General features: G+C 68.2%; 23 protein-coding genes and 2 pseudogenes. 15 read left to right on the forward strand and 10 right to left on the reverse strand.

Features of this window, described 5'->3' with window-relative positions; genetic code table 11:
• From G3N94_RS27505 to G3N94_RS27520, 4 genes are all read left to right on the forward strand, one after another.
• Positions 1-299: DUF3348 family protein (locus G3N94_RS27505; RefSeq protein ID WP_205795681.1), on the forward strand; the 299-nt coding region annotated here is incomplete at its 5' end.
• Positions 300-309: 10 nt separating this feature from the next.
• A complete protein-coding gene (locus G3N94_RS27510; protein ID WP_205795682.1) occupies positions 310-3357 on the forward strand; it encodes a DUF802 domain-containing protein in 3048 nt (1015 codons plus the stop codon).
• 3 nt (positions 3358-3360) lie between these two features.
• The gene (locus G3N94_RS27515; protein WP_205795683.1) at positions 3361-4011 is read left to right on the forward strand and encodes an OmpA family protein; all 651 of its coding nucleotides are present in this window, start codon (positions 3361-3363) and stop codon (positions 4009-4011) included.
• Complete coding sequence (locus G3N94_RS27520; RefSeq protein ID WP_346778737.1) at positions 4001-4651, forward strand: DUF2894 domain-containing protein; 651 nt, start codon at positions 4001-4003, stop codon at positions 4649-4651. The genes G3N94_RS27515 and G3N94_RS27520 overlap by 11 nt, the downstream gene beginning before the upstream one ends.
• Here G3N94_RS27520 and G3N94_RS27525 read toward each other — a convergent pair.
• The 4 genes from G3N94_RS27525 to G3N94_RS27540 all read right to left on the reverse strand — a co-directional run bounded on the left by G3N94_RS27525 (position 4648) and on the right by G3N94_RS27540 (position 8501).
• A complete protein-coding gene (locus G3N94_RS27525) occupies positions 4648-5214 on the reverse strand; it encodes an NADPH-dependent FMN reductase (protein ID WP_205795685.1) in 567 nt (188 codons plus the stop codon). The two genes, G3N94_RS27520 and G3N94_RS27525, sit on opposite strands and share 4 nt — an antisense overlap.
• Before the next feature lie 134 nt (positions 5215-5348).
• A complete protein-coding gene (locus tag G3N94_RS27530) occupies positions 5349-5945 on the reverse strand; it encodes a histone acetyltransferase (protein ID WP_205795686.1) in 597 nt (198 codons plus the stop codon).
• A 505-nt stretch (positions 5946-6450) separates the two neighbouring features.
• Positions 6451-7839 carry an ATP-binding protein gene (locus G3N94_RS27535; RefSeq protein WP_205795687.1) on the reverse strand — a complete coding sequence of 463 codons (1389 nt, stop codon included), beginning with the start codon at positions 7837-7839 and terminating at the stop codon, positions 6451-6453.
• Positions 7836-8501, reverse strand: a complete 666-nt coding sequence (locus tag G3N94_RS27540; RefSeq protein ID WP_205795688.1) for a response regulator transcription factor — start codon at positions 8499-8501, stop codon at positions 7836-7838. Before G3N94_RS27540 ends, G3N94_RS27535 begins: the two co-directional genes overlap by 4 nt.
• A 397-nt stretch (positions 8502-8898) precedes the next feature.
• Here G3N94_RS27540 and G3N94_RS43025 point away from each other — a divergent pair.
• A pseudogene (locus G3N94_RS43025) lies at positions 8899-9267 on the forward strand (VTT domain-containing protein); the annotation flags it as partial.
• 165 nt (positions 9268-9432) lie between these two features.
• The gene (locus G3N94_RS27550; RefSeq protein ID WP_205795700.1) at positions 9433-10035 is read left to right on the forward strand and encodes an rRNA adenine N-6-methyltransferase family protein; all 603 of its coding nucleotides are present in this window, start codon (positions 9433-9435) and stop codon (positions 10033-10035) included.
• On the opposite strand, the gene G3N94_RS27555 is transcribed toward G3N94_RS27550, so the two are convergent.
• Positions 10001-11284, reverse strand: a complete 1284-nt coding sequence (locus G3N94_RS27555) for an isoprenylcysteine carboxylmethyltransferase family protein (RefSeq protein ID WP_205795689.1) — start codon at positions 11282-11284, stop codon at positions 10001-10003. The two genes, G3N94_RS27550 and G3N94_RS27555, sit on opposite strands and share 35 nt — an antisense overlap.
• 115 nt (positions 11285-11399) lie before the next feature.
• Positions 11400-12089, reverse strand: a pseudogene (locus G3N94_RS42625) (collagen-like triple helix repeat-containing protein); the annotation flags it as partial.
• Between G3N94_RS42625 and G3N94_RS42630 the strand changes: the two are divergent.
• Together G3N94_RS42630 and G3N94_RS27565 are read left to right on the forward strand one after the other, a co-directional pair.
• Positions 12088-12567, forward strand: a complete 480-nt coding sequence (locus tag G3N94_RS42630) for a hypothetical protein (protein ID WP_241022101.1) — start codon at positions 12088-12090, stop codon at positions 12565-12567. The pseudogene G3N94_RS42625 and the gene G3N94_RS42630 overlap by 2 nt on opposite strands.
• Before the next feature lie 385 nt (positions 12568-12952).
• A complete protein-coding gene (locus G3N94_RS27565) occupies positions 12953-13351 on the forward strand; it encodes a carboxymuconolactone decarboxylase family protein (RefSeq protein WP_124601311.1) in 399 nt (132 codons plus the stop codon).
• Positions 13352-13486: 135 nt separating this feature from the next.
• On the opposite strand, the gene G3N94_RS27570 is transcribed toward G3N94_RS27565, so the two are convergent.
• Genes G3N94_RS27570 through G3N94_RS27580 form a run of 3 tightly spaced genes read right to left on the reverse strand, consistent with a single transcriptional unit; the run spans position 13487 to position 17036 of the window.
• Positions 13487-14491: an alpha/beta hydrolase gene (locus G3N94_RS27570; protein WP_205795701.1), complete on the reverse strand. Its 1005-nt coding sequence runs from the start codon at positions 14489-14491 to the stop codon at positions 13487-13489.
• A gap of 17 nt (positions 14492-14508) precedes the next feature.
• Positions 14509-16137 carry an NAD(P)/FAD-dependent oxidoreductase gene (locus G3N94_RS27575; RefSeq protein ID WP_205795690.1) on the reverse strand — a complete coding sequence of 543 codons (1629 nt, stop codon included), beginning with the start codon at positions 16135-16137 and terminating at the stop codon, positions 14509-14511.
• The gene (locus G3N94_RS27580) at positions 16134-17036 is read right to left on the reverse strand and encodes an SDR family NAD(P)-dependent oxidoreductase (protein WP_205795691.1); all 903 of its coding nucleotides are present in this window, start codon (positions 17034-17036) and stop codon (positions 16134-16136) included. The genes G3N94_RS27575 and G3N94_RS27580 overlap by 4 nt, the downstream gene beginning before the upstream one ends.
• An 89-nt stretch (positions 17037-17125) precedes the next feature.
• Between G3N94_RS27580 and G3N94_RS27585 the strand changes: the two genes are divergently transcribed.
• From G3N94_RS27585 to G3N94_RS43280, 6 genes are all read left to right on the forward strand, one after another.
• Positions 17126-17782, forward strand: a complete 657-nt coding sequence (locus G3N94_RS27585) for a helix-turn-helix domain-containing protein (protein WP_205795692.1) — start codon at positions 17126-17128, stop codon at positions 17780-17782.
• Positions 17783-18248: 466 nt separating this feature from the next.
• Positions 18249-18752 (forward strand): hypothetical protein, encoded by a 504-nt coding sequence (locus G3N94_RS27590; protein WP_205795693.1) that lies wholly within the window; start codon positions 18249-18251, stop codon positions 18750-18752.
• Positions 18753-18855: 103 nt separating this feature from the next.
• On the forward strand, positions 18856-20703 hold the full coding sequence (locus tag G3N94_RS27595) for a GMC family oxidoreductase (RefSeq protein ID WP_205795694.1): 1848 nt from the start codon (positions 18856-18858) through the stop codon (positions 20701-20703).
• Positions 20700-21929, forward strand: coding sequence for a ferritin-like protein (locus G3N94_RS27600; protein ID WP_205795695.1), 1230 nt, complete (start codon positions 20700-20702; stop codon positions 21927-21929). Before G3N94_RS27595 ends, G3N94_RS27600 begins: the two co-directional genes overlap by 4 nt.
• Positions 21930-21960: 31 nt before the next feature.
• The gene (locus G3N94_RS27605) at positions 21961-22833 is read left to right on the forward strand and encodes a hypothetical protein (protein ID WP_205795696.1); all 873 of its coding nucleotides are present in this window, start codon (positions 21961-21963) and stop codon (positions 22831-22833) included.
• A 34-nt stretch (positions 22834-22867) separates the two neighbouring features.
• Positions 22868-24469, forward strand: coding sequence for a GMC oxidoreductase (locus tag G3N94_RS43280; protein WP_205795697.1), 1602 nt, complete (start codon positions 22868-22870; stop codon positions 24467-24469).
• A 51-nt stretch (positions 24470-24520) separates the two neighbouring features.
• Here the strand turns inward: G3N94_RS43280 and G3N94_RS27615 are convergent, their stop codons facing one another.
• On the reverse strand, positions 24521-25483 hold the full coding sequence (locus tag G3N94_RS27615) for a LysR family transcriptional regulator (RefSeq protein ID WP_205795698.1): 963 nt from the start codon (positions 25481-25483) through the stop codon (positions 24521-24523).
• A 126-nt stretch (positions 25484-25609) separates the two neighbouring features.
• Between G3N94_RS27615 and G3N94_RS27620 the strand changes: the two genes are divergently transcribed.
• A partial coding sequence (locus G3N94_RS27620) for a glutathione S-transferase (protein WP_205795699.1) occupies positions 25610-26011 on the forward strand: 402 nt, incomplete at its 3' end.

Below are 26011 nucleotides of genomic sequence, written 5' to 3' on the forward strand. Positions count from 1 at the left end.
TCGCGGAGCGGCAGGCGCTCGCCGAGGCTGAAGCCGGAGCCGAAGCTGAAGCGGGGGCCGTAGCTGAAGCTGAAATGGGGGCGGGAGCCGAAGCGCGAGCCGCGGGAAATGCGGGAAACGCGGGAAACGCGGTAACCGCAGGAACCGCAGGAAGCGCAACAAACGCAGGAATCGCGGCGGTCACGCCCGGCGCATGGCTGGACGTATTCCGCAAGGATATGCAGAGCGTCCTGCTCGCCGAACTGGAAATCCGGTTTCAAACGGTCGAAGGGCTGCTCGCGGCACTTCGCACCAGCTAATCAATACGTTATGTCCAGAATTCGTTTTGATCTCGTTGTATTCGTGGCCGGTCTGATCGTGGTGTGCTGGATCGGCGCCGGCTATGTCGTGTCGAATCCGCTCGCGTCGGCCGTCACGCTGCTGATCGGCGCCTGCTATCTCGCCGGTGCGTTCGAACTGTGGCGCTACCGGCAGGCGACCGCGACGCTCGCGCGTGCGGTCGACGGCCTGTCCGAGCCGCCGCCGAAGCTCGATGCGTGGCTCGACATGCTGCATCCGGGCCTGCGCAGCGCGGTGCGCGCGCGCATCGAAGGCGCGCGCGCGGCGCTGCCGGGACCGGCGCTCACGCCGTACCTGGTCGGCCTGCTCGTGCTGCTCGGCATGCTCGGCACGCTGCTCGGGATGGTCGTGACGCTGAAGGGCACCGGCGCGGCGCTGGAGAGCGCGACCGACCTCGACGCGATCCGCGCATCGCTGGTCACGCCGGTCAAGGGGCTCGGGTTCGCGTTCGGCACGTCGATCGCCGGTGTCGCGACGTCCGCGATGCTCGGGCTGCTGTCCGCGCTGATCCGCCGCGAGCGGGCCGACACGGTGCAGCAGCTCGACGCGCGGATCGCGACGACGCTGCGTGTCCATTCGTCCGCGCATCAGCGCGACGAATCGTTCCGGCTGCTGCAGCAGCAGGCCGACGCGATGCCGGTGCTGGTCGACCGGCTGCAGACGATGATGACGACGCTCGAAGCGCGCAGCGTTGCGCTGCACGCGCAGCAGCTCGACAACCAGCAGGCGTTCTTCGAGCGGACCGAGCAAGCGTATGCGCGGCTCGCGTCGAGCGTCGGGCAGTCGCTGCAGGACAGTGCCGCCGCAAGCGCGCGGGTGGCCGGCGCGGCGCTGCAGCCGGTGATGGAGGCGACGATGGCGGGGCTCGAACGCGAAATGGCCGTGATGCGCGACACCGTCACGCATGCGGTCGAGCGGCAGCTCGACGGCCTGTCGAACGGCTTCGAGGCGACCACCGCGAACGTGACGGGCATCTGGGACCGCGCGCTGGCCGATCACCAGCGCACGAGCGACGCATCGGCCGAGCATCTGCGCGGCGCGCTCGGACAGTTCACGGACACGTTCGCGCAGCGTTCGACCGAGCTGCTGGATAGCGTCGCGACGCGCTTCGAGGCGACCGAGCAGCGTGTGGCGGAAGCATGGAATCACGCGCTCGCGCGGCAGGAGCAGGTCGGCGAGACGCTGGCCGGCCACAATGCGCGCGCGCTGGAGGCGGCTGCGGCGACGTTCGAGAGGCATTCGGCGTCGCTGCTGAATACGGTGAGCGAGTCGCAATCGGGTCTGCAGACGGACCTGGCGTCGCGCGACGAAGCGCGGCTGGCCGAGTGGACCGCATCGCTTGTTGCGATGTCGGCCGCGCTGCGCGACGAGTGGGCGCAGACGAGCGCAAGCAATACGAGCCGTCAGCAGGACATTTGCGACGCGCTCGCGCAAACCACGCGCGACATCAGCGCGCAAGCCACGACGTTCGAACAGCATTCGGCATCGCTGCTGCGCACGATGAGCGAATCGCATGCGGGTCTGCAGACGGAGCTGGCGTCGCGCGACGAACAGCGGCTGGCCGCGTGGACCGCATCGCTCGCTGCGATGTCGGCCGCGCTGCGCGACGAGTGGGCGCAGACGAGTGCGAACAACACGAGCCGCCAGCAGGACATCTGCGACGCGCTCGCGCAAACCACGCGCGACATCACCGCGCAGGCCGCGACGTTCGAACAGCGTTCGGCTGCGCTACTGAGCACGATGAGCGAATCGCATGCGGGGCTGCAGACGGAACTGGCGTCGCGCGACGAGCAGCGTCTGGCCGCATGGACCGCATCGCTTGTTGCGATGTCGACCGCGCTGCGCGACGAGTGGGCGCAGACGAGCGCAAGCAACACGAGCCGCCAGCAGGACATTTGCGACGCGCTCGCGCAGACCACACGCGACATCACCGCGCAGGCCGCGACGTTCGAACAGCGTTCGGCTGCGCTGCTGAGCACGATGAGCGAATCGCATGCGGGGCTGCAGACGGAACTGGCATCGCGCGACGAGCAGCGTCTGGCCACCTGGACCGCATCGCTCGCGTCGATCGCGGCGAAGCTCGACGAGCAATGGGCGCAGGCGAGCGTGCATGCGGCGAGCCGCCAGCAGGACATCTGCGACGCGCTCGCGCAGACCACGCGCGACCTCACCGCGCAGGCCGCGACGTTCGAACAGCATTCGGCTGCGCTGCTGCACACGATCGGCGAATCGCACGCGAACCTGCAGACCGAACTGACCGTGCGCGACGAGCAGCGGCTCTCCGCATGGACCGACGCGCTCGCGTCGATGGCGGCCGCGCTGCGCGACGAATGGGCACAGACGAGCACGCACGCGGCGACCCGCCAGCAGGACATCTGCGACACGCTGGCGCGCACCGCGAACGACATCACGGCGCAGGCGCAGGCGCACGCGAGCGACACGATCAACGAAATCTCGCGGCTCGTGCAGGCCGCGTCGGAGGCGCCGAAGGCCGCAGCCGAGGTCGTCGCCGAACTGCGTCAGCGCCTGTCGGACAGCATGGTCCGCGACACCGCGATGCTGGAGGAGCGCAGCCGCCTGCTCGCGACGCTCGAAACGCTGCTCGACGCGGTCAACCACGCGTCGACCGAGCAGCGCGGCGCGGTCGATGCGCTGGTCGGCACGTCGGCCGAGCTGCTGGAGCGTGTCGGTGCGCGCTTCAACGATACGGTCGACGCGGAAACCCGCAAGCTCGATAGCGTGACCGCGCAGGTGACGGCGGGCGCGGTCGAGGTCGCGAGCCTCGGCGATGCGTTCGGGATGGCCGTGCAGGCATTCGGCGAGTCGAACGACAAGCTGCTGACCCACCTGCAGCGGATCGAAGCCGCGCTCGAGAAATCGCTCGCGCGCAGCGACGAGCAGCTCGAGTACTACGTCGCGCAGGCGCGCGAAGTGATCGACCTGAGCATGATGTCGCAGAAGCAGATCGTCGAAGACCTGCAGCACCTCGCCGGCCGGCGAGCGTCCGTCGGAGCGTAACGCATGCACGACGAAATCGACGGCGGCGCGGAATCGTCCGCGGCGGTCTGGCCCGCGTTTGCCGACCTGATGTCGGTGCTGCTCGGTGCATTCGTGCTGATCCTGGTCGGCGTGATCGGCATGCAGCTACAGGTGACGTCGAAGCTCGAGGAAGCGATCAAGCAGCGCCAGCAGGAAGCGCAGCAGCGCAAGCTGCTCGAACAGGCGCTCGCGGGGCCGCTCGCGGCCGGGCGCGTGACGCTCGTGAACGGACGTATCGGCATCGCCGGCAACGTGCTGTTCGCGCTGAACTCGGATCAGCTTCAGCCTGAAGGCGACGCGCTGCTGAAGACGCTGGCCGGCCCGCTGGCCGCGTATTTGAAGACTCGCGACGAGATCCTGATGATCAGCGGTTTTTCCGACGATCAGCAGGTGCGCGCGGGCAACCGCCTGTTCGCGGACAACTGGGAGCTGTCGGCCAAGCGTGCGCTGACGGTGACGCGCGCGTTGATCGACGCCGGCGTGCCTGCGTCGTCGGTGTTCGCGGCCGCGTTCGGTTCGCAGCAGCCGGTCAGCTCGAACACCGACGAAGCCGGCCGTGCGAAGAACCGGCGCGTCGAGATCGCGCCGGTCCCGCGCCAGTCCGCATCGAATGGTGGCCACCGTGTGCAGTGACACGGCATCGGCGCGCGCGCTGCTCGACGCGTGGCGCATGCGCGGCGACGATCGGCTGGATCCCGTGCGTTTTCATCTGATGGACGCGCTGGCGCGGCGCGCGGCCGGCCACGACGGCGATGCGCGCCGCCTGCTGGACGCACGGCTCGCGACACTTGTGGCCGGCTACGCCGACGACGTCGCGCGGGCGGCGTCGAACGACGGCGCGGCTGTGACCGACGCAGAGACCGATACAGCGATCGGCGCAGCGACCGACGCAGCGCCGGACAAGCCGGCGCGCAGTGCGCTGGCGGGGCTCGCCGATCGCCTTGCGCGCGACGCGCAGGCGGACCGTGCCGGGATCGATCCGGACATGATCGAGTATTTCAGGACGACGTGGTCGAAGGTCCGCACCGAGAAGCAGTACCGGCAGGCGCTCGATCAGGTGCCGCGCAATGCGGGCCCGCTCAATTCGAACAGCCTCGTGCACCGGTCGCTGTCGCTGATGCGCGACCTGTCGCCCGGGTATCTGCAGCAATTCCTGTCGTACGTGGACGCGCTCGCGTGGCTCGAAGACCTCACCGGCAGCGGTGCGCAGCCGGAGAAGGAGGCGCCGCGCGCGAAGGGCGTGAAGAAGACGGCGCGAGGCAAGGCGCGCTAGCGCGGCGCAGGCGCGATCGCGGTGCGGAACGCATCCAGTGCGGCGGCCAGCGCGCCGGCGAGCGGCGGATGCGCGGCGATGCCAGCGGAATCGAACTGGCTGCCAAGGATCGGGATCGCGATCGACGCGGCTTCGACGATGTGCGCGGACATCACCGACAGCGTTTCCTTCAGCGCCGCGTCGGCGTGCACGGCGCGCGGCGATGCGTTGAGCACCGCGACCGGCTTGTGCACGAACGCCTCGCAGCCGACGACCCAGTCGAGCGCATTCTTCATCACGCCGGTCACGCCGTGCGCATACTCGGGACTCGCGATCAGCACGCCGTCGGCGGCGTTCAGGCGGTCGATGAAATCGCGCACGGGTTCGGGCGTCGGGTATTCGGCATCGGGGTTGAACAGCGGGAATTGCCCGAGACGCTGAAAGCGCGCGATGCGCATGCCGGCCGGCGCGATGGAAACGGCCGCGTCCAGCAGCGCGGCGTTGATCGAGCGGGATCGCAGGCTGCCGCAGAGCGCGAGGATGTTGATGTGCGAATGCGTGTCGGTGCGTGGTTCGGTCGGCATTGACGGGCGCCCGGGGCGATGGCGGGCACGAATGAGCAGTGTGCGGTGCGAGCGATTATCGCATCGGTAGCCGTGGGGCCGCCTGTCGTTCGGCTTCAGGGAGCGCAACCCCGGTTGCCTGGCGACGGTCGGCTTCACGCCCGGCAAGACGGACTGGGCGGCTCGCCCGTCATCCCCGCGACCGCGGCGAAATCCGCCAGCGTCCACCCGCGGCCGAGCAGCAGGCGCCGCGTATGCAGCGCATCGTGCACGTCGGCCGGGACCTGCGCGCCGAGATAGCTCAGCGTGCGATCTTCGACATCGACAAATCCGTGCCGATAGTCCTGCGCGAGCATCGTCCACAGCTGCGCGGCACCGGCCGACTGGCGCGCGCCGCTGATCAGGCACAGGCCCGCGTCGAGGCCCCAGCGGTACAGCGTGGTCGCGAGCCCTCTGCGTTGATGGGACGAGCGGTATTTGGAATGCGGCGCGCGCAGGTAGCGATCGGCGCGGCGCGGGAGTTCGGGCAGCCGGTTGAACACCGTGTAGCCGGCGAGCTGGCGCGTCGCCGGATCCTCGACATACAGGAAGTATTCGCCGTCCGCTTCGCGATGGCGGACGATCAGGCCCGACTCGCCGAGCGAAACGGAAGGCAGGCCGTGCAGGCGATGGCCCGGTTGATGGAGACGAGCATGGAGCGTGTCCAGCTCATCGTCGATGCCGGTCTGGCAATGCTTTACGTCGATGCGCATGGCAAAAGGAGATCGTGTCGAGCGAGTCGAATGAATGGGTCATGGTGGAATGCAATGGATGACGCGGCCCCCTGGCTCGACAAGCGAGCCGGGGCCGCGTATCAGCTGGGGATGTGCTGGAAACCGGCGGCGATCGCGGCGAGGCCCGCGATGCAGAGCGCAATCAGGATCAAGGCTTTACCCTTCACGTCTCTAACCTCACGAAAGCGCCGCGCCGGCAGACGGCGCAGCTCAGACGATGAAAAGCGGGTGGGCGCCCGCGCGTGCGGCCGTCATCGCGTGTGACGGCACCAGCATCCGCGTCGCGTGGCACAGCTGCCGCAATCCGCGGGCCGCTGTGCATGCGGACGGCCCAGACCATAGCAAGGACGTCGTCCCCGATGCAATTGGACAAGTCCGAAAAGACCGGATATCGTCATTTCGCGACAATTGGCCGCAAGCTGCGCGCGGATGGCGGCGTGTTTGCTCGTCGGATCCGGATCACGATGCAAGCCGCGCCGCTCCGTCACCTCGCTGCTTGATCCCCCGGCGGCGACCATGCCGGAAACGACAGGACCACCGCCAGTCCGCGTCCGCCGATGCCGGGTGTGACTGCCACCGATGCGCCGTGCGATTCGGCGATCCGCGCGACCAGCGACAGGCCGATGCCGCTGCCGGGCGGCAGCGTCCCCGGCACGCGGTAAAAGCGCTCGAACATCCGCGCGCGTTCGCCGGCCGGCACGCCCGGCCCGTCGTCCGCGACGCGCAGCTCGATACGCGGGCCATCCGTGCCCTCGCGAAGGTCGCACGTGATCTCGACATGCCCGCCTTCGTGGCCGTAGCGCAGCGCGTTGTCGATCAGGTTGCGCACCGCGATGCCGATTTCGTCCAGATCGCCCCAGACGCACACGGGCTCGACCACGACGTGCAGCCTCTGGTGTCGCTCGCGCGCCGTCGTCTCGAAATCGGCCGCGATGAGCGCAATCAGCCGCGACAGATCCACCGGCGCGTACTGATCGTCACGCGGCCCGGCGTCGAGCCGCGCCAGTTCGAGCAATTGCCCGGAGAGTCGTGCGCTGCGCTCGACGCCCGTTGCGAGGCGGCGCAGCGCTTCATCCTTGTCTTCCAGGCGTTCGGCCCGCAACGCCACTTCCGCCTGCGCCGACAAGGCCGCAAGCGGCGTGCGCAACTCGTGCGCGGCGTCGCCGATGAAACGGCGCTCGCTGTCGACGGCCTGCTTCAGACGCGCCAGCAGACGATTGAACGACTCGACGAGCGGCCGGAGTTCGCGCGGCAGCGGCGTCAGCGGCAACGGATCGAAATCGAACGTCGGTTTCTGCTGGATCGCGCGCTGCACGTCGCGCACCGGCCTGAACGACCAGCGGATCACCTGCCAGATGGCGACGCCGAGCATCGCGAGCATCACCGCCGTATTGAACAGCCCGAGCTGCAGCGCATTGACGGCCTTCTCCTGCCAGGTCGTGGCCGGCCCGCCCGTCTGCACCTGGATCCGGCGCGCCGGGTCCGAGATCGAGTAGACGCGCCAGGTCTCGTCGTGTGCTTGGCCGCGCCCGGCGCTCACGCCGAAGCCGTCCTGAAGATCGTTTTTGAGCGCCTGGCCCGGCGCATCCGCGCTGTGCATCACATTGCGGCCGTCAACCCAGACCTGGAATGCGATGTCGTAATGGCCGTAGGCAGCTTTCGGCAAGACCGCCTGGGCGGTCGCTTCGGGCAGGCGATCGATCGCGTCGGGCAACGACAGCAGCAGCAATTGCGCGGCGCTCTCGAGCATGCCGTCGCGCCAGCCGCGTTGTTCGCGCCACAGGCCGATGCCGAGAAACGCGCCCCATCCCGCCCAGAACACGATGACCGTCGCCATCACGGTGGCGAGCAGCCGCATGCGCAGCGAGTTCATGCGGCTACCTCGCCGACGCGATAGCCGAAGCCGTGCACCGTCACGATCAGCTCGTCGCCGAGCTTGCGCCGCAATTGGTGGATGTACACGGCGATCGTATTGCTTTCGATCGCGCCGTCGTTGCCGTAGACGCGCTCCTCGAGCTGCGCGCGCGTGACGATCCGCCCTTGACGCTCCATCAGCGCGAGCAGCGTCCGGTATTCGTGAATGCTGAGTGCGACCGGTTGGCCCGCGCGCGTCACTTCCTGCCGAGCCGGATCGACATCGATGTCGCGGTAGATCAGCCGCTCGGACACACGGCCCTGGCTGCGGCGCGTCAACGCGCGCAGCCGCGCGTACAACTCGTCCAGGTGGAACGGCTTGACGAGATAGTCGTCGGCGCCCGCGTCGAGGCCGCGGATCCGGTCGCTCAGCTGGTCACGAGCGGTCGCGATCAGCACGGGCGTCGCGTCGTAGTTCGCGCGCATCGCGGCAAGCAGCGTGAGACCGGACGCGCCCGGCAACTGCAGGTCGAGCAGGACCGCGTCGTAGCCGTGACCGACGAGCGCGAGCCGCGCCGAGCCCACGTCGGCGGCCCAGTCGGCGCGCCAGCCGTTCTGCGCCAGACCCGCACGGATCGCGTCGGCCAGCATTGCATCGTCTTCTACCAACAGGATATGCATGCACTTCGCTCCTCGAATGGCGAGGTCGCCAGCCTGACGAACCGCGATTAAAAACTTCTTAAAGCGCGCGGGCCACGATGCGCGTCAGTCGCCGCATTGCCGGTGCAATGCATCAGGCGCTCAAGGAGCTCGTCATGACACCGTTTCGTTTTTCGATTTCTTTGCTGCGATGCAATGCGGCGCGCCGCACATCTCCGTCACCGCTGCGGTGCGGGCCATTCTGGCATAGAAGATTCCGCGCGTTCCGGACGTCTTGCGCGGGAGCCGCGCGATGAGCGCCTACACAGTCTTCGCCCATTTCGGCCACGCGTCCGCCTGGATCGGTGGAAACGGCATCGCTGGTCTCGTCGGCCTGGCGCTGGCCGATCGGCTGATCCCGGTGTTGCCGTCCCACGTGATGCTGACGATGATCGGCGTCGGTTGCGCACAAGGCGCATGGGCGTTTCCCGACGCCATTGTCGTGGTGACGCTCGGCAGCTTCGCGGCCTGTCTCGTCCATTACGCGGTTGGCTACCTGTGGCCGGAAGACACCGCGCGCGCCGTGCTGCGCCGCGTCGCGACACTGGGCAGGCTGGCGCCCGAAAAAATGGACGCGCTGATCGTGCGGATCCGCGCGCGGCCCGCGCGATTTGCGCTGGGTGCGCAACTGGTGCCGTTCGTCCGGCTCATCGCGCCGGCGCTCGCCGGATGGCTGGACACGAACTTCGTGCGATTCGCCGCGGGCGCCGCAGCCGGCATCGCGCTATGGAGCGCGCTGTTCATCACGGCAGGTTATCTGGCCGCGCAACTGGCGGGCGTATCGGACGTGTCGGGCATCGCGCTGGTCGTCATGCTGGTTCTGTTGTCGAGCATGTTGGCCGCTGTTTTCCATTGCCGTCGCTTCGGCCGCTCGCCGCTGAAATCCCGGCAGGAGTCCGTCACGGGCCCGTCGATGCGAATCCCTGAATGGGTGCTGTTCTTGCGATCGTGGCTGCGCAATCCGCGCCGCGTCGGCGCGCTTGCGCCATCCGGCGCCGCGCTCGCCGAGCTGATCACCGCGCATGTCCCGCGCAACGGTGCGCCCGTGATCGAACTCGGCGCGGGCACCGGCGTCTTCACGCGCGCGCTGCTCTCGCGCGGCGTGGCCAGTGACCGGCTGGTGCTGGTGGAAGCCGATCCAGCCTTCGCGGACACGCTGCGACATCAGTTCCCGGCCTTGCGCGTGATCCAGATGGACGCGGCTCGGCTCGGCATGACGGGCGGTTTCTTTGGCGGGGAGCGGGCGCAGGCGATCGTGAGCGGGCTGCCGCTCGTCGCGATGCCGGTCGAACAGGCGGTCGCGATCGTTCGCGGCGCATTCGCCGGCCATCTGGCTGCTGGCGGCGCGTTCTATCAATTCACCTATGCGCCGCGTTGCCCGATCCCGGCGCGCGAGCTCGACGCGATCGGCATTCGTGCCGCGCGCGTCGGCATCGTATGGATGAATTTTCCGCCGGCGGTCGTGTATCGCTTCGAGCGCTTCAGGCCGCCTGGCGTAACCCGACCCGGTGCTTGAGCTTCGCGAACAACCCATGCTGCTCGATCCACGCCGCATACGCGCGATAGTCGGGATCGCGCATCAGGTGGCGCTCCTCGGTCTTCGCGCGCAGGTAGTAGATCAGGTTGACCGCGACCAGCGCCGTACAGTGCGCGAGCGCGACCTGCCAGCCGAGCGGCTCGACGAACGGCACCGAGACCATCCAGTACGACAGGTTCTTCGCGATGTAGGCCGGATGCTTCGTGAAGCGATACGGGCCCGACGTGATGATTCCGCGGTTGGTCAGGTTCGAGAAGCGCAGGCCGAACGCGATCGTCGACATCGCGTAGCACAGCAGCAGCGCGATGATCGTCGCGCCCCAGACGACGCGGATCGCCGGCAGCGAAATCAGCCAGTTGTCCCAGAAGATCGAGCCTTCGTAGTGGATGTAGTTGCTCGAGATCAGCGACCAGAACGGCTGGTAGCAGATCAGCGCGGCGACCCAGCCGAGCGTCGTCGGCTCGGCGGTGCGCACGTGGCTGTCGAGGATGCGGAACGTGCACAGATAGCCGACGGTGCCGAACATCAGGTCCATCGTGAACGACAGGTCGTACATGAACACGAACAGCGCGAGCGACATCGGCGCGTGCAGCGCGTTCGCGAGCGACGCGCTCAGGTGGTCGGCGTCCTTCGACAGGTACACCGTCATCAGCGGCAGGAAGAACGCCTTCACCATCCAGCCGGCGAGCAGCTCGCGCACGGGTTGCCAGCTCGCGGGCTGTTCGCCGCGGAACAGGAAGCGCCCCCACAGCAGGTACGCGTCGTCGGTTTCGCGCTGATGGCGGTCCATCCACGCGAAGTAGATCGGCGCGGCGACGATCACGTACGGTGCGAGCGAGCGCAGCAGCGACCAGAACGGCAGGTAAAACGCGCCGTGATATTCGGGCAGCAGCCAGTACAGCATGCCGATGCCCGCGTAGATCGACGCGAGTGCGCCGAGCCGCACCGCGACGCGCGCGATGCCGAGCGGCCGCACGGCCTGCCGCGACAGGCCGGCGCTCGGGCGCAGGTAGACACGCGAGATCAGCAGTTCGTGCAGCGCGATCGTGCCGATGATCGACAGGCTTGCGATGACCGCACGCGTGGCGCCGTCGAGGCCCGGCTGGTCGCGCGTGATCCATAGCGCGAAGAGGCCGACGGTGATGCCGAGCAGGCCGGCCCGGAACGGAGTGGCGGAGCGGGGCGGCCGATCCTCGACGGTGGCGACGCCTTCGAGCGTGGAGTTCATGCGATCCTCGTATGGATGATGCTGGTGCCGCTGTGCAGGCGGCGCCAGCGGGCGGCCGGGCATGGGTTTGTTATGTGCCCGGCCACCGGGTGCTGCGGGTCGATTACTTCTTGACGGTGCCGCCGAGCAGGCCGCCGACGCTCGTCACCGTGTTGCCAAGTTGAGTGACGACGTTGCCGGCAGCGGTGCCTGCCGGGTTGCCCGTCGAGCTGCCGACCGTCGAGCCGGCCGTGCCGAGACCGTTGCCGATCGTGGTCAGCAGGTTGCCGACCGGCGTGCCGAGGCCCGTGGCCGTGCCGGTGGTCTGCGTGGTGCCGGGCGTCTGGACGCCGCCCGTCAGCGTGTTCGTGATCGGGTTGATCAGGCTCCCGACCTGCGTGCCCAGGTTCTGGATCGGCGTGTTGCTCAGCGTGGTGTTCAAGCCCGACGCCGCGGTGTTGATCACGTTGCCGACCGTGTTGACGAGGCCGCCGACCGTCGTCGTGACCGGAGCGAGCGGCGACAGCGGGCCGCTGCTGCCGAGGCTCGTGACCGCGTTGCCGAGGTTGTTGACAGCGCCGCCTGCGCCGCTCAGGAGGCCGGTGGTCGAGGTGAGCGTCGCGCCGAGCGGATTCGGCGACACGCCGAGCGAGCCGAGGCCGGCCGCGACGCCGTTGCCGAGCGACTGGACGCCGTTGCCGAGGCTCGTGACTGCATTGCCGACACTGGTTGCCGCCGGGTTGTTCGACACGCCGGCTGCCTGCGCGCCGCCGGTCGCGACGGCCGTGCCGAGCGACGTGACGAGATTGCCGGTCTGCTGGAGGATGCTGCCGAGCGGGGTGGCGCCCGACGTGCCCGAGGACGTACCCGAGGACGTACCCGAGGACGTACCCGAGGACGTACCCGAGGACGTACCCGAGGACGTACCCGAGGACGTACCCGAGGACGTACCCGAAGACGTGCCGGACGACGTACCCGAGGACGTACCCGACGACGTGCCCGAGGAAGTACCCGACGTACCCGAAGACCCGGAGCTACCGCTCGACGTTCCGGAGCTTCCCGAACTGCCGGAAGTCCCGGACGATCCGGAAGTACCCGATGTGCCTGACGTCCCCGACGTGCTCGGCTTGAGGCTGCTGGGCGTGGTCGGACCGTCGACCGAGCCGCAGCCGGAGAGCGCGAGCAGAGACGAGATGGCGAGAGCGAGCGTCGTTTTGGTGAAGGAGATTTGCATGTTGGCCTCGACGATTGGAATTTGTCCGAGCCAACACTGCAATTTCCGCGCCATGGAAGATTATGTGTGATTGTTTCGATATTCCTTGCGGGAAGCGCGACGTTCGATGCGTTTTGTTCAGAGTAATGGCGTTTTCGCGGGACGGGCTCACGATACGTGGCGCGATGTTCCCGTAAGACTCCGTAACGCGCGGCGGAACGTTACGTAGCGTCGGCGTCCGGCGGCGCGATTGCCGGCAACCCGGTGTGAGCGGGAACCGGCGCCGCCGCGTTCCGGTACCGCGCTCGATCGAGGACGGCGTCTTTGACGAACCCGCCGGACGCCGCGAACATGGCGTGCTTGCGCGTGCTCGCGGACCGACCCGGGCGGACCATCAACCAGAAGGACAACCGGCAACGCAGTCAGCAAGACAACCGCAGCGACACCCCGAATCGATACCGGACAAGGACACCGACATGAGCGAACAGGACAGGGAACACGGCAAGGCGCGTCGCATCGACGTGATGGGCGAGGCGTTCGTCGAACGCGCGATGCGCGATCTCGACGGTTTTTCGCGGCCGTTGCAGGACTGGCTGAACGAACACGCGTGGGGTAGCACGTGGCAGCGTGACGGGATCGACCTGAAGACGCGCAGCCTCTGCACGTGCGCGATGCTGGCCGCGCTCGGCCGCGGCACCGAGCTGAAGGGGCACGTGCGCGGCGCGCTCAACAACGGCGCGAGTCTCGTCGAGATTCGCGAGGTGCTGCTGCACAGCGCGCTGTACGCGGGTGCGCCGGCCGCGGTCGAGGCGTTCCGCAGCGCGCGCGAGGTGATTGCCGAGCTCGGCCTGAGTCTGCCCGACGACGAAGCCTGAAGCGGCTGCGGCGCCCGACGGGCCGCAGCCGGTGTGCGCCGCGCGGTGCGAGTTCAGCGTCCGGAGTGAGCGACCGGTGCGGCAGGCGTAGCCGGCATCTCGGGCCGCAGCTGGCGTACGCCGCGCAGCGCGACCTCAGCGCCCGACGTGCGCAACCGGCGCAGCCGGCAGGTCCGGCGCGTCGGCCTCGACCGGCGCCGCTGCGACGTCGGCCAGCCACTCGGTCGTGACGTCCGGAATCGTCACCGGCAGCATGTGCCCGCCGTCGACCACCCGCAGCCGCACGCGCGGCGACTTCTGCGCGAGCGCCTCGCCGTGACTGCGCCAGTTCAGGATGCGGTCGCTGCGCCCGTACAGCACGTCGACCGGCAGCGCGAGCGACGCGTAGCGGCGCTCCATCGCGGGCAGATCTTCGGGCACCGCGATCAGGTCCGACGACGTCGCGTAGAAACTGCTCGGCCGCAGCCCGAGCAGCCCGCCGCCCTTGACCGGGAAATCGTGCGGCACCGCGTCCGGCGCGAACACCGCAGTGACGGCCTTGCGGCCGGTCAGGATCGTCAGCGGAATCGCGAAGGTCCACGACACGAAGCGGCGCACGAGCCGCGACGGGATCAGCAGCGGCCGGAACGGCCCCGGCGGCGCGGCTTCCGGATGCGTGAGCGGCGCGATCAGCGCGAGGCGGCTCACGTGCTCCCGATGGTTGAGGCCGACCGCGAGCGCGATCGCGCCGCCGAGCGAATGGCCGACGAGCACCGGCTTGTCGAGCTGCAGCGCGTCGATGAAGCCGGCGACCATGCGCGCCTGCGCGAAGATGTTCGCCTGCGAGTGCGCGCCTCGCACCGAGCGGCCGGCGCCCGGCCGGTCGAGCAGGATCACGCGATGCCGTTGCGCGAGCTGCTGCAGCGGCAGATACGCGAAATTGCGCATTTGCCCCGCGAGACCGTGGACGAACACGATCGGCGGGCCGCTGCCGTACTCGACGTAATGGATGCGATCACCGTCGACGTCGACGAAGCGGCCTTCGGGCGGGAACGCGCGCGTCACGCGTCGCGCGACGTAGCCGGTAAAGAGGGCGAGCGCCGCGAGCACCGCGACGACGCCGAACAGCACGTGCTGGATCAGATGAAACGCATGGCTCATGTCGGCCTCAATGGTGTTCAAGCGCGAGTTTCAAGCGCGGGTTGCGGGATCTGCGCGGCGGCCACATCGGGCTTCGCACGCCGCTCGAATTGCATCGCCGTATCGGCGAGCGGGCTGAACTTCAGCGACGCGAGATCCAGCACGTAGTTCTGGTGGAATTTCCACGGCTTCTTCTGTCCCTGCTTCGGCAGAATCCCGGCCGCACGTTGAATGTAGCCCGAACTGAGGTTGACCGCCGGCACGTTGCCGAGATCGCCGGGCGCGAGGCGCGGCACGCAGGTGTCGTAATCGTGTGCGCGCATGTGGTTGAGCAGGCGGCACACGTAGCGTGCGATCAGTTCGGCCTTCAGCGTCCACGACGCGTTCGTGTAGCCGAACGACGACGCGAGGTTCGGCACGTCGCTGTACATCATCCCCTTGTACGACACCGTTTCCGACAGGTCGACCGCGCGGCCGTCGACGGTGACCTTCGCGCCGCCGAGCATCTTCACCTTCAGCCCGGTTGCGGTGACGATCACGTCCGCGTCGAGCCGCTGGCCGCTCTTCAAACGCAGGCCGGTCGGCGTGAAGCGCTCGATCTCGTCGGTGACGATCGACGCGCGGCCCGCGCGGATCGCCTTGAACAGGTCGCCGTTCGGCACGAGGCACATGCGCTGGTCCCACGGCCTGTAGCGCGGCGTCAGGTGCTTCGCGACGTCGAAGCCGGCACCGAGCTGCTTGCCGGCCGCGCGGATGATGAGCTTCTTCGTCGCGTCCGGCTTGCGGCGCGCGAGATTGTAGAAATACATCGTCAGCAGCACGTTCTTGATCCGCACGAGCCGGTGCGCGAGCCGCGACGGCAGCACGCTGCGCAGCGCGTTCGCGATCTTGTCGCGCGCGGGCAGCGACACGATGTAGGTCGGCGAGCGCTGCAGCATCGTCACGTGCTTTGCCGCGCCCGCCATCGACGGCACGAGCGTCACCGCGGTCGCGCCGCTGCCGATCACGACGACGCGCCGGTTCGCGTACGACAGGTCCTTCGGCCAGTGCTGCGGATGCACGAGGCTGCCCGCGAACGTATCCACGCCGGGCCAGTCCGGCTGGTAGCCCGCGTCGTAGTCGTAGTAGCCGCTGCACATGTAGAGGAAGCGGCAGGTCAGCACGAGCGGCTCGGTCGTGCCACCTGCCGTGCCATCCGCCGTGCCGCCGGTCGTGCGTTCGATGCGCACCGTCCACCGGGCGCGGGCCGAATCCCAGTCCGCGCCGACGACCTTGTGGCCGTAGCGGATCGTCTTGTCGATTCCGTTGATGCGCGCGGTGTCGCGGATGTAGTCGAGGATCGTCTGACCGTCCGAGATCGCGTTGTCGCTGTGCCACGGACGGAAGCTGTAGCCGAGCGTGAACATGTCGGAATCCGAACGGATTCCCGGATAGCGGAACAGGTCCCAGGTGCCGCCGATCGCATCGCGCGCTTCGACGATCGCGACGCTCGCGAACGGGCAGCGCTGCTTCAGGTGATAGGCTGCGCCGATGCCGGAGAGCCCGGCGCCGACGATCAGCACGTCGAGATCGACGCCGTCGCCGCGCGCGCTGCCGGCGCTTGCGTGGCGCTCGACGGCGGGGGGAGCGGTTGGGGCGGCGCGCCGGTCGGTCGTCGTCGAAGTCATGCGGGGTCCTTGGTCGGCGTGGTCGGGAGGGCGGCACCCGGATGCGTGCGTTGAAGGTTGCGCGCGCGGGCGCGGCGCACGTGGCGGATCATCAGCAACTGGTATGCGGCGCCCAGCACGCGCGCGATCTTGTCGAGCCGACGCGCGTCGGCGCCGACGAGCACGCGGCGCGCGTTGCGCTCGACGCCTGCGAGGATCTGCCGCGCGGCGTCGTCGGCCGTTGTCGCGTTGATCAGGCGGTTCGCCTGGCGGCGGTGGGTCGCCTCGTCCTGGCCGGTCAGCGCGTGAATGCTGGTGTCGACGCGCGACGCGTCGACGATGCTGGTCGCGACGCCGCCCGGATGCACGCAGGTCGCGCTGACGGGCGCGCCGTCGAGTTCCAGCTCCATCCGCAGCGCTTCGGTGAAGCCGCGCACCGCGAACTTGGTCGCGTTGTACGCGCTTTGCGTCGGCATCGCGACCAGGCCGAACAGGCTTGACGTGTTGACGACGTGACCGTCGCCGGACGCGCGCAGATGCGGCAGGAACGCTTGCGTGCCATGCACGACGCCCCAGAAGTTGACCCCGACGATCCATTCGAGGTCGTCGAAGCGTGCGGTTTCGGCGCTGGCCGCGAGCGATACGCCCGCATTGTTGAAGATCAGGTTGACCTTGCCGTGCGACGCGCGCACGAACCCGGCCCACGCGAACACCGCATCGCGGTCGGCAACATCGAGCCGCTGCGTCGTCACGCGTACGCCGTAGCGCGCGCAAGCGGCCGCGGTGGCGGCGAGCCCGACGTCGTTGACGTCGGACAGCGCGACCTCGCAGCCGCGCCGCGCGAGCTCGACCGCGAGGCTGCGGCCCATGCCCGAACCGGCGCCCGTGATCGCGGCGACCTTGCCGGAAAACCCCTTCATCCGTCGTTCCTCCCGTGTCCGCTTGCGCTGCGCCGGCGGCGCGTCTAATTTGGTGTTGGTCGTCACCACTTTAGTTTTCGGGTGTCCTGATGTCAAATAGCGGAATGGAGAAAGCACTCGAAACGGAAAAACGGGGCCGCTCGTACGGTGGCGTGGCACCCGAGGTGCGTGCGGCGGAGCGGCGCGATGCGCTGATCCGCGCGGCGACGCGCGTGTTCGGCACGGTCGGCTTCCGGAAGGCGACCGTACGGTCGATCTGTCAGGAAGCGAAGCTCAACGACCGCTATTTCTATGCAGCGTTCGACAGCACCGACGATTTGCTGCGCTGCACCTACCTGCATCATGCGGAGCAGCTGCGCGACGCGGTCGCGCACGCGGTGGCCGCGCGCGGCGGGGATCTGGACGCGCGCGTCGACGCGGGGCTTGCCGCGTTCTTCGGATTCCTGCGCGACCCGTGCGCGGCACGCGTGCTGTTGCTCGAAGTGATGGGCGTGAGTGTCGAGACTGACGCGACATACCAGCGCATGCTCGTCGAGTTCGGCAAGCTGATCATGGCGATCGGCGCGCCGGGCGACGCGGTCACGGCGGCCGAGCGCGCCGGGCAGCGGCTGATCGGGATTGCGCTCGTCGGCGCGATGACGAACGTCGGCGCGGCGTGGCTGCTGACCGGCTACCGTGATCCGGAAGCGCATGTGATCGCGAGCTGCAGGAAGGTGCTGCTCGGGACGCTGCGGTCGGTCGCGTAGCGGGAGCGGCGGCCCGGATGACCGGAAACGACGCCGTTCGCGCCCATAGCGTTTTTCAACGACAAGCCGGCTTTGAATTAAAAAAACAATCGGCAGCCGTCCTTTGCTTTTCCGGAATTCGTCGAATATATTTTCCTCACGCGGTTGGGGATTAATCGAATGATTAAGATGCCGTAAGAGCAGAGGGCATTCCGGGGACCCATTTTCTTTCTTGCCTGGCGCGCGCTGGTGCGCCACATCATGAAGTCAGTCGAGCGTTGCCCGGCCTGGCCGACAGGGCGGGGGCGGCAGCACGTCCGCGTTCCGGCGGCAGGCGGGTGTCATGCGTCCGCGGCCGGCGGATGGCGGCCGGTGGATGGCAGCTGCGGTGCGGCGGGGCCGATCGGTATCTGAATGGACGGAGCGCGGACGGTTCAAAATTCATGGATGAACCGCCGATTTATTCCAATTCGGGGCGAATTGAAAAATGAATAATGAAAATGCCGGGCAGGACGATCGCGAAATGCAGCACGAAACGCAACGCCATTCGGCGTTCGTGAAGAACAGCTCGAAAATTCTCGAATTCACGCAGTTCACGCTGCGCGGTACCGGCATCGGCGAAACCTTGTGCGATTTCTTCGTCGCGAAAGTCGGCGGCGAGATCTTCGACCAGTGGATGGCGCAGATGACCGCGCTGCCTGACACCGGCCCCGACAAGGACAAGGCCGTGCATGTATTGCTGCACGGTCCTTACGGCGCGCTGACACGCAACTTGCTGAGTGCCTGGTACACCGGCGTGTGGTCCGAACTGCCCGCCGCCTGGCGGGCGGAGCACCTGCCTGCCGGCCAGCCGGACGAGGACAGCGTGATCTCCGTGCGCACCTATCAGGAGGCGCTCGTCTGGCCGCTGGTCGGCGCCCATCCGCCGGGCGCGAAACAGCAGGGCTGGGCCGCCTGGTCCATGCCGCCGTCGGCGCCGCCGCTGCGCTGAGCCGGGCGGCCGCGCGCCGTCCGTCGAGTCTCGCCTGTCTTGCCTGTCTCGCCTGTCTCGCTTATGCCGCCGGGCTGCGCCCGGCTCAACCGGGGAATCCAGCATGAAGATCGAAGCAGCGCAGAGCGCGCTCGCGCGCCATTACGACGTGGTGATCGTCGGCGCGGGCATCATGGGGGCCATCGTCGCGCGCCGGCTGGCCGAGCACAAACGCCGCGTGCTGCTGCTCGAGGCCGGCACCGGCTCCGGCCTGAACTTCACGAACTACTCGCAGTTCCTCGAAACCTATTACGCGACACTCGCAAAGGTGCCGCAGGCGCCGTATCCGAACAACCCGAACGCGCCGCAGCCGAACGAACTGCAGATCGAAGTCGTCCCCGAGCATGACAACACGGACGGCGGCTATTTCGTGCAGCGCGGCCCGCTGCCGTACCGCAGCACCTACACGCGCTACGCGGGCGGCACGACGCTGCACTGGCTCGGTACGTCGCTGCGGATGCTGCCCGAGGACTTCCGGATGCACAGCCTGTACCGCGTCGCGCAGGACTGGCCGCTGTCGTACGACACCTTTTCGCACTACTACGAACTGGCCGAGCGCGAGCTCGGCGTGTCCGCGAACGTCGACGAGCAGGCCTATCACGGGCAGCGCTTTCCGCAGGGCTACGTGTATCCGATGCACGGCCTGCCGCCGAGCGTCGTCGACCAGATGTTCGCCGAAGGGCTCAACGGGCGCACCTACGATCCCGGCGACGGCGCGCATCCGCTCGACGTGATCGGCACGCCGGCCGGCCGCAACGGCATACCGAACGACGCGTACGACGGCGGCAAAGGCTATGCGCCGGTCGGCTCGGTGAGTTCGCGCGCGATCGGGCATCGCTGCATGGGCAATACGAGCTGTGTGCCGATCTGTCCGGTGCAGGCGAAGTACAACGCGATGAAGACGCTCGTCGCGAGCCCGGGCGACTGGGTGACGCTCGTCACGCAGTGCGTCGCGAGCGAGCTGCTGATCGACCGCGACAACGGCCGCATCACCGGCGTGACGGTCAAGAGCTACGTCAAGCCGGGCGAGCAGAATTACCAGACCTTCGTCGCGCGCGGCGACATCGTCGTGCTGTGCGCGGCGCCCGTCGAAAACGCGAAGCTGCTGCTCGCGTCGCACGCGGCGAACAGCAGCGGGCTCGTCGGCGTCGGGCTGATGGACCATCCGGAGCTGCTGACCTGGGGGCTCGCGCCGCGGCAGGTGTGGCCGTTCCGCGGGCCGATCGCGACGGCGGGCATCGAGGGGATGCGCTGGGGCGCGTTCCGCGATCACACCGCGTCGTTCCGCATCGAGATCGGTAACGAAGGCTGGGGTTGGCCGACTGCCGCACCGGCGAGCGATGTGGCGGAGTTCGTCAAGGGCAATCAGTGGGGACGCGGGCTGCAACGCGCACTCGTCGATCGCGTGACGTGCCAGGTGCGCTTCGGGATTCTCGTCGAACAATTGCCGGAAGCCGGCAACCGGCTGGAGATCGACAAGCGCTATCGCGACAATCTCGGCAATTACCGGCCCGTGATCCATTACGACGTGAGCGACTACACGCGCGCCGGATTCGCGCTGGCGCGCCAGGTTTCGGATCGCATCTTCAAGCTGTGCGGCATCGATGACCGTACGCAAAATTTCGACGATCAGCCGCATTTCTCGTACCGGGGGCACACGTTCAACTACCAGGGCGCCGGGCATTACATGGGCGGGCACCGGATGGGCAGCCATCGGCACGACTCGGTCGTGAACGCCGACCTGCGCGCGTGGGATCACGACAACCTCTATGTGGTGGGCTGCGGCAGCATGACCACCAGCGGCACGTCCAACCCCACGCTGACGGGCGCGTCGCTCAGCTTCCTCGCCGCCGACCGGATCGAAGCGGCGCTGGGCCGTCAACCGCACGTCAACGCAGGAGTCAGCGCATGAACCTCACGGAACAAGTCCGCCTGCTGCATGCGTACCAGGCGGCGCAGGCCGGCGAACCCGGCATCGACGATGCCGGTCTGCTCGAGCACCTGCCGCATCCGGGCCTCGGCGAGACGATCCCGACGCTCGGCCGGACGTTTCGCGAACTGGCCGACGCGATCGGCTCGATCGACATCGACACCGACCGCAAGAATCTGCTGAACGACCTGCAGCAGGCGCTGATCCTCGAGCACGCGACGATCCCGCCGTACCTGACCGCGCTTTACACGCTCGCGCCGAAAAGCAGCTGGCGCGCGCTCGAGGTGCTGCGCTCGATCGTCGTCGAGGAGATGCTGCACCTGACGCTCGTCGCGAACGTGATAAACGCGCTCGGCGGCGCGCCGCGGACGAGCGCGCCGGACTTCATGCCCGACTATCCGGCGCCGCTGCCGTTCGACATCGACGGGATCAAGGTCAACCTGTTGGGCTTCTCGCGCGAGGCGGTCGAGCAGGGCTGCGCGATCGAGCGGCCGCGCGAGATTCGATACGGCGTGCTGTCCCAGGCGCATCCTGCTCAGCGCGACATGACGATCGGCGAGTTCTACGTGCGGATCGAAGCGAAGCTGCGCGCGTTCGTCGACCGTTACGGCGACGCGCACACGTTCATCGGCGAGCCTGCGCGACAGGTCGGCGCGGGGTTCTACTACGACGGCGCGGGCGCGACGTTCCCGGTCATCGACAGCGTGTCGGCGCTGCTCGCGCTGCGCACCATCCGCGATCAGGGCGAAGGCGTCAGCGACACGATCTGGACCGGCAACCGCGAGCAGTACAAGAGCTTTCCGGAAGTCGCGCACTTCTTCCGTTTCAACGAATTGCTGGCCGGCCGCGAGTACAAGTGGAACGACACGGTCGAGACCGGCCCGCGCGGCAAGCCGTTCGAGGTCGACTGGGCGGCGGCGATCCCGATCCGGTCGAACAGCAAGCTCGACGACTACCGCGACGCGCCGGAAATCCTCGCGCATGCCCAGGCGTTCAACGTCGCGTACTGGGATTTCCTGCGGACGATCGAGCAGGCGTTCAACGGCGCGCCCGCGCTGCTGCAACAGGGGATCGGCACCATGTTCACGCTGAAGGACCGGTTCCTGCGCCTCGTGAACAACCCGTTGCCCGGGCGTGCGACGCGGCTGCATGCGGCCCCGACGTTCGAATACGCACCGCCGGCTGCGCCCGACGCGGCCCTTTCCTGACCGCTGTCCGTCACCTCGTGAGGAGACTTTCATGTCGACCCAACTGCCTTCCGTACCCGCGCCCCTGTCGATGCCGTTCTACTACGCATCGCTGATCAACTGCGTCGTGCATTTTCTCGTCGATGCGAAACGGGTGACGCCGTTCCTGCAGGACACGCCGCTGCGGCCGGCGCTGTTCGGCGGCCGCGCATCCGTCGCGTTCAACTTCCAGGCCTATGCGGGGCAATTCTCGGGCGGGGTCGGCCAGCCGGCCGAGAAGTGGCCGTCGAACTGCATCGGCGTCACGCAGGAGGTGGAGCTGAACATCGTCGCGTTTCCGGCCGCGCAGGCCGCGTCGCTGCCCGAACTGAGCTTCGAGCAGTGGGTGATGGGCGACGACCAGAGCAAGCTGATGGGCAATCACCGCGTGTACGTGCCGTGCGACAGCGACGCCGCGATCCAGGCGGGCGTCGAGCTGTTCGGCGAGCCGAAGTTCAAGACCACGTTCGGCGTGAACCTGCCGTCGTTCAACCCCGTGCGCAAGGCGGGCGTGCCGTTCTACGAGCCGGAATGGGTCGAGACCTGGAGCTTCAAGGTCAACGATCCGCAGATGCCGGCCGAGGACATCTTCACCTGCGTCGCCGACCTGAACGGCCTCACGGCGACCCCCGGCAACCTGTCGTCGATCACTGAATACGGCCAGCACGACGGGCGCGCGATCGCGTGCCGCTGGAACATCCTGCAGCCGTTCAGGACCTACTGGCTGCGGCCCGAGGAAGCGCACCGCGTGAGCGTGCGCTACGGGCTGAGCCGCCACCCGATGCAGCAGGCGATGAAGGCGTTGCTCGACGGCGCGCATGCGCACGCGGTGCAGACCTTCGTGTCGGCGCCCGCAGCGATCCAGAGCCGCGCAGTGTTCCTGTGAGCGCGCCGCGCGCGTGTAGCGAAGGAGAACGACCGTGAGCCTCGAATCCTTTCTGGCGATCGACAGGACGGGCACCGCGCAGCCCGTACTGTCCAATCTCGCGCAATACTTTCTCGGCAACTGGGAGGACCTGAAGCGGCCCTACGACTACATCGTGATCGGCGGCGGTGCGTACGGCACGACGTTCGCGGAACGCATCCTGCGCGCGGGCAACGGACGCGTGCTCGTGCTGGAGAAGGGCTCGATCTTTTTCCCCGACCATGCGCAGAACCTGCCGCCCGCGTATGTCGACGCGGTGTACGGGCCGGCCGTGTCGCCGTGGATCTGCGACAGCAATTTCAAACTCGCGCCGCAGCAGCCGTATGTCGGCGGGCGCGCGCTGTTCTGGAACGCGTGGGTGCCGCAGCCGCGGTCGTTCGAGTTTCCGCATTGGCCCGCGTCAGTCGTCGCGTCGCTCGACGCCGAGTGGTATCCGGTCGGCGAGCGCATCGGCCGGCGCTTCAGCCTCGCATGCGCGGGCAACGACAACCGCACGCTCGACGGAATCGCGAAGGCGCGGCTGTTCGAAGGCAACGCGAGCATCGCGTGCGCGGTGCCGCTCACGTTGCCGTCGGATCTCGACAGCGCGATGGCGACCGGCGCGGACGTCGCACCCGGCCAGTTCGCGAAGTACGCGCCGGTCAAGACGCTGGTCGCGCTCGCGCACGCGTATCCCGACCGCCTGAAGGTCGTGCCGCTCACGACGGTCGCGCGCATGCAGGCGGACGGCGGCCGCATCGCGCGGCTCGAGCTCGTGTCGACCGACCAGCACCGGACCACGAGCCTCGACGTCGGCGCGGCGCGCGTCGTGCTCGCGAACAATACGATCGAGGCGGCCGCGCTGTGCCTGAGCGCGCTGCCCGAGCATCCGCTGCTCGGCAAGAACCTGTGCGTGCACAACCGCTCGTCGCTGACGTTCCGGATTCCGGCCGGACATTTTCCGGCGCTCGCGGACCAGCTGCAGGTGTGCGCGTATTACCAGCTTGGCCAGGTCGATGACGAGCGGTTCTTTCACAACCACATCTCGGTCGTGTTCAATCCGCGTCCGGCCGAGGACGAGGATCTGCTGTACCGCGTGCTGCCCGACGCGTCGTCCGCGCAGTCGCTCGCGATGTACCGGGAGCCCGGCTATGTGTACGTGCTGGTGCAGGCGCTCGGCGAGATGCTCGGCGAGCGCAGCCCGAAGAGCTGGAACCGCGTGAGCGTGCGCAACGGCCAGACCCTGATCACGCTGCACGAGCAGCCGCAGGACGCGGATGCGCGGCGCAAGATGAACCAGTCGGTGAAGGACATCGTGCGCGTGCTGTCGGGCGGTGCGCCGGTGCAGTACATGCATGCGCCGCTCGACAAGCCGCTCGACATCACGTGGCGGGCCGACCTGCCGGCGATCGATTCGTCGCTGGTGTTCCATGAGGCCGGCACGCTGTGGATGGGTGATTCGCCGAACGATTCGGTGACCGATACGTCGGGCAAGCTGCACGGGATCGGTAACCTGTACGGCACGGGGAGCATGCTGTTCCCGTCGCCGGGGTCGTGGAACCCGACGTTTACGGGGATGGCGATGACGTCGGTGCTCGCGAAGCGGTTGGGCGGGTAGGGGGGCGACCGCGCCGGTGTGGTGGCTGGGGGCTGCGCGGCCCGCTCCCGGTCAATCGTCGGAACTGAGGTTTTTCGCCCCGGCCGACCGCGCGCGCGCGCCCCGCGGCGGCGTGTCGCCGATCCGCTTGCGCATCGCGTCGATGAACGCCCGCACTTTCGGCGACGGCAGCCGCGTCGACGGAAACACCGCGTGAATCCCGGACGGCGGCGAGCGCCACGCTGGCAGCAGGCGCACGAGCCGCCCGGCGGCGACGTCGTCCGCGGTCGAGAAATCGGTCAGCAGCCCGAAGCCGCCGCCCGCGAGCGCGATCGCGCGGCACGCGGTCGCGGTGTTCGACACGACGTGCGCGGTGCAGCGCACCGATGCCTTGCCGCCGCGCGTGTTCTCGAGCTCGAGCGTCTGCGGACGCGGCAGCGACGACAGCATCACGAACGGCAGCGCCGCGAGCGCGTCCGGATCGCGCGGCATCCCCCAGCGCGCGACGAACGCGGGGCTCGCAACCGGCCACTTCTCGTATGCGCCGAGCTGCACCGCGCGGTAGTTCGAATCCGTGAGCCGGCCAATCCGGACGGCGACGTCGATGTTGTCCGCGACGAGATCGACGAGCCGGTCGTTCGCGATCAGCTCGACGTCGAGCGCCGGGTGCGCGTCGCGCAGCGCGACGATTGCCGGCGCGACCACCTGCTCGCCGTAGTCGATCGGCGCGCTCACGCGCAGCGTGCCGCGCAGCGGCCCCGAGTCCGACGACACCGCTTCGAGTGCATGCTCGGTCGCGCGCACGATGTCGCGGCATGCGTCGTAGAACGTGCGCCCCGCGTCGGTCACCGCAAGCCGCCGCGTCGTGCGCACGATCAGATTCGCACCGACCTCGGATTCGAGCCGCTGCATGTGCGTGCTGACCACCGTTTTCGCGAGGCCGAGCCGCTCGGCCGCAGCCGTCAGCGAGCCCGCTTCGACCACTGCCACGTAGATCGCCAGCCGGTTCAGGTTCACGTCGCGCAGATCCGCCATCGTCGATTGTCCTGTCGGAAAGGATAATGTTTCCGCGATTATCGCTCTTCTGAAGACCGGCGGCGCGCGTTACGCTGGGGTCGTTCGTCGCCGATTCCCGGCGGCGCGTGATCCCGGAGTGTCACCATGTCAGCCACCGGCAAGCCCGTTTCCCCCATCCGCGTCCATTCGTTTCCGCTGTCGGGCCATGCGCATCGCGTGCGCCTGTTCCTGTCGCTGCTCGGCGTGCCGTTCGAGATCGTCGATGTCGATCTCGGCGCGGGCGAGCAACGCAAGCCGGCCTTCCTCGCGTTGAACCCGCTCGGGCAGGTGCCGGTGATCGACGACGGCGGCATGGTGCTGGCCGATTCGAACGCGATCCTCGTGTATCTCGCGAAACGCTATGGCGACGCGCACTGGCTGCCCGACGATCCCGTTGGCGCGGCGGCCGTGCAGCGCTGGCTGTCGCTCGCCGCCGGGCCGATCGCGGCGGGCCCGTGCGCGGCGCGGCTCGTGACCGTGTTCGGCGCGCCGCTCGACCACGAGGCG

This window comes from Burkholderia sp. Ac-20353, from assembly GCF_017104785.1.
Classification (GTDB): domain Bacteria; phylum Pseudomonadota; class Gammaproteobacteria; order Burkholderiales; family Burkholderiaceae; genus Burkholderia.

Excerpts from the sequence above, each read along its gene's own strand:
- G3N94_RS27555 (WP_205795689.1), bottom strand. The coding sequence starts at position 11,284 with ATGAACTCCACGCTCGAAGGCGTCGCCACCGTCGAGGATCGGCCGCCC.
- G3N94_RS27540 (WP_205795688.1), bottom strand. The coding sequence starts at position 8,501 with ATGCATATCCTGTTGGTAGAAGACGATGCAATGCTGGCCGACGCGATC.
- G3N94_RS27595 (WP_205795694.1), top strand. The coding sequence starts at position 18,856 with ATGAAGATCGAAGCAGCGCAGAGCGCGCTCGCGCGCCATTACGACGTG.
- G3N94_RS27575 (WP_205795690.1), bottom strand. The coding sequence starts at position 16,137 with ATGACTTCGACGACGACCGACCGGCGCGCCGCCCCAACCGCTCCCCCC.
- G3N94_RS27615 (WP_205795698.1), bottom strand. The coding sequence starts at position 25,483 with ATGGCGGATCTGCGCGACGTGAACCTGAACCGGCTGGCGATCTACGTG.
- G3N94_RS27550 (WP_205795700.1), top strand. The coding sequence starts at position 9,433 with ATGCGAATCCCTGAATGGGTGCTGTTCTTGCGATCGTGGCTGCGCAAT.
- G3N94_RS42630 (WP_241022101.1), top strand. The coding sequence starts at position 12,088 with ATGCTGCCGAGCGGGGTGGCGCCCGACGTGCCCGAGGACGTACCCGAG.
- G3N94_RS27590 (WP_205795693.1), top strand. The coding sequence starts at position 18,249 with ATGAATAATGAAAATGCCGGGCAGGACGATCGCGAAATGCAGCACGAA.
- G3N94_RS27510 (WP_205795682.1), top strand. The coding sequence starts at position 310 with ATGTCCAGAATTCGTTTTGATCTCGTTGTATTCGTGGCCGGTCTGATC.
- G3N94_RS27600 (WP_205795695.1), top strand. The coding sequence starts at position 20,700 with ATGAACCTCACGGAACAAGTCCGCCTGCTGCATGCGTACCAGGCGGCG.
- G3N94_RS27530 (WP_205795686.1), bottom strand. The coding sequence starts at position 5,945 with ATGCGCATCGACGTAAAGCATTGCCAGACCGGCATCGACGATGAGCTG.
- G3N94_RS27525 (WP_205795685.1), bottom strand. The coding sequence starts at position 5,214 with ATGCCGACCGAACCACGCACCGACACGCATTCGCACATCAACATCCTC.
- G3N94_RS27515 (WP_205795683.1), top strand. The coding sequence starts at position 3,361 with ATGCACGACGAAATCGACGGCGGCGCGGAATCGTCCGCGGCGGTCTGG.
- G3N94_RS27585 (WP_205795692.1), top strand. The coding sequence starts at position 17,126 with ATGTCAAATAGCGGAATGGAGAAAGCACTCGAAACGGAAAAACGGGGC.
- G3N94_RS27535 (WP_205795687.1), bottom strand. The coding sequence starts at position 7,839 with ATGAACTCGCTGCGCATGCGGCTGCTCGCCACCGTGATGGCGACGGTC.
- G3N94_RS27605 (WP_205795696.1), top strand. The coding sequence starts at position 21,961 with ATGTCGACCCAACTGCCTTCCGTACCCGCGCCCCTGTCGATGCCGTTC.
- G3N94_RS27580 (WP_205795691.1), bottom strand. The coding sequence starts at position 17,036 with ATGAAGGGGTTTTCCGGCAAGGTCGCCGCGATCACGGGCGCCGGTTCG.
- G3N94_RS27570 (WP_205795701.1), bottom strand. The coding sequence starts at position 14,491 with ATGAGCCATGCGTTTCATCTGATCCAGCACGTGCTGTTCGGCGTCGTC.
- G3N94_RS27565 (WP_124601311.1), top strand. The coding sequence starts at position 12,953 with ATGAGCGAACAGGACAGGGAACACGGCAAGGCGCGTCGCATCGACGTG.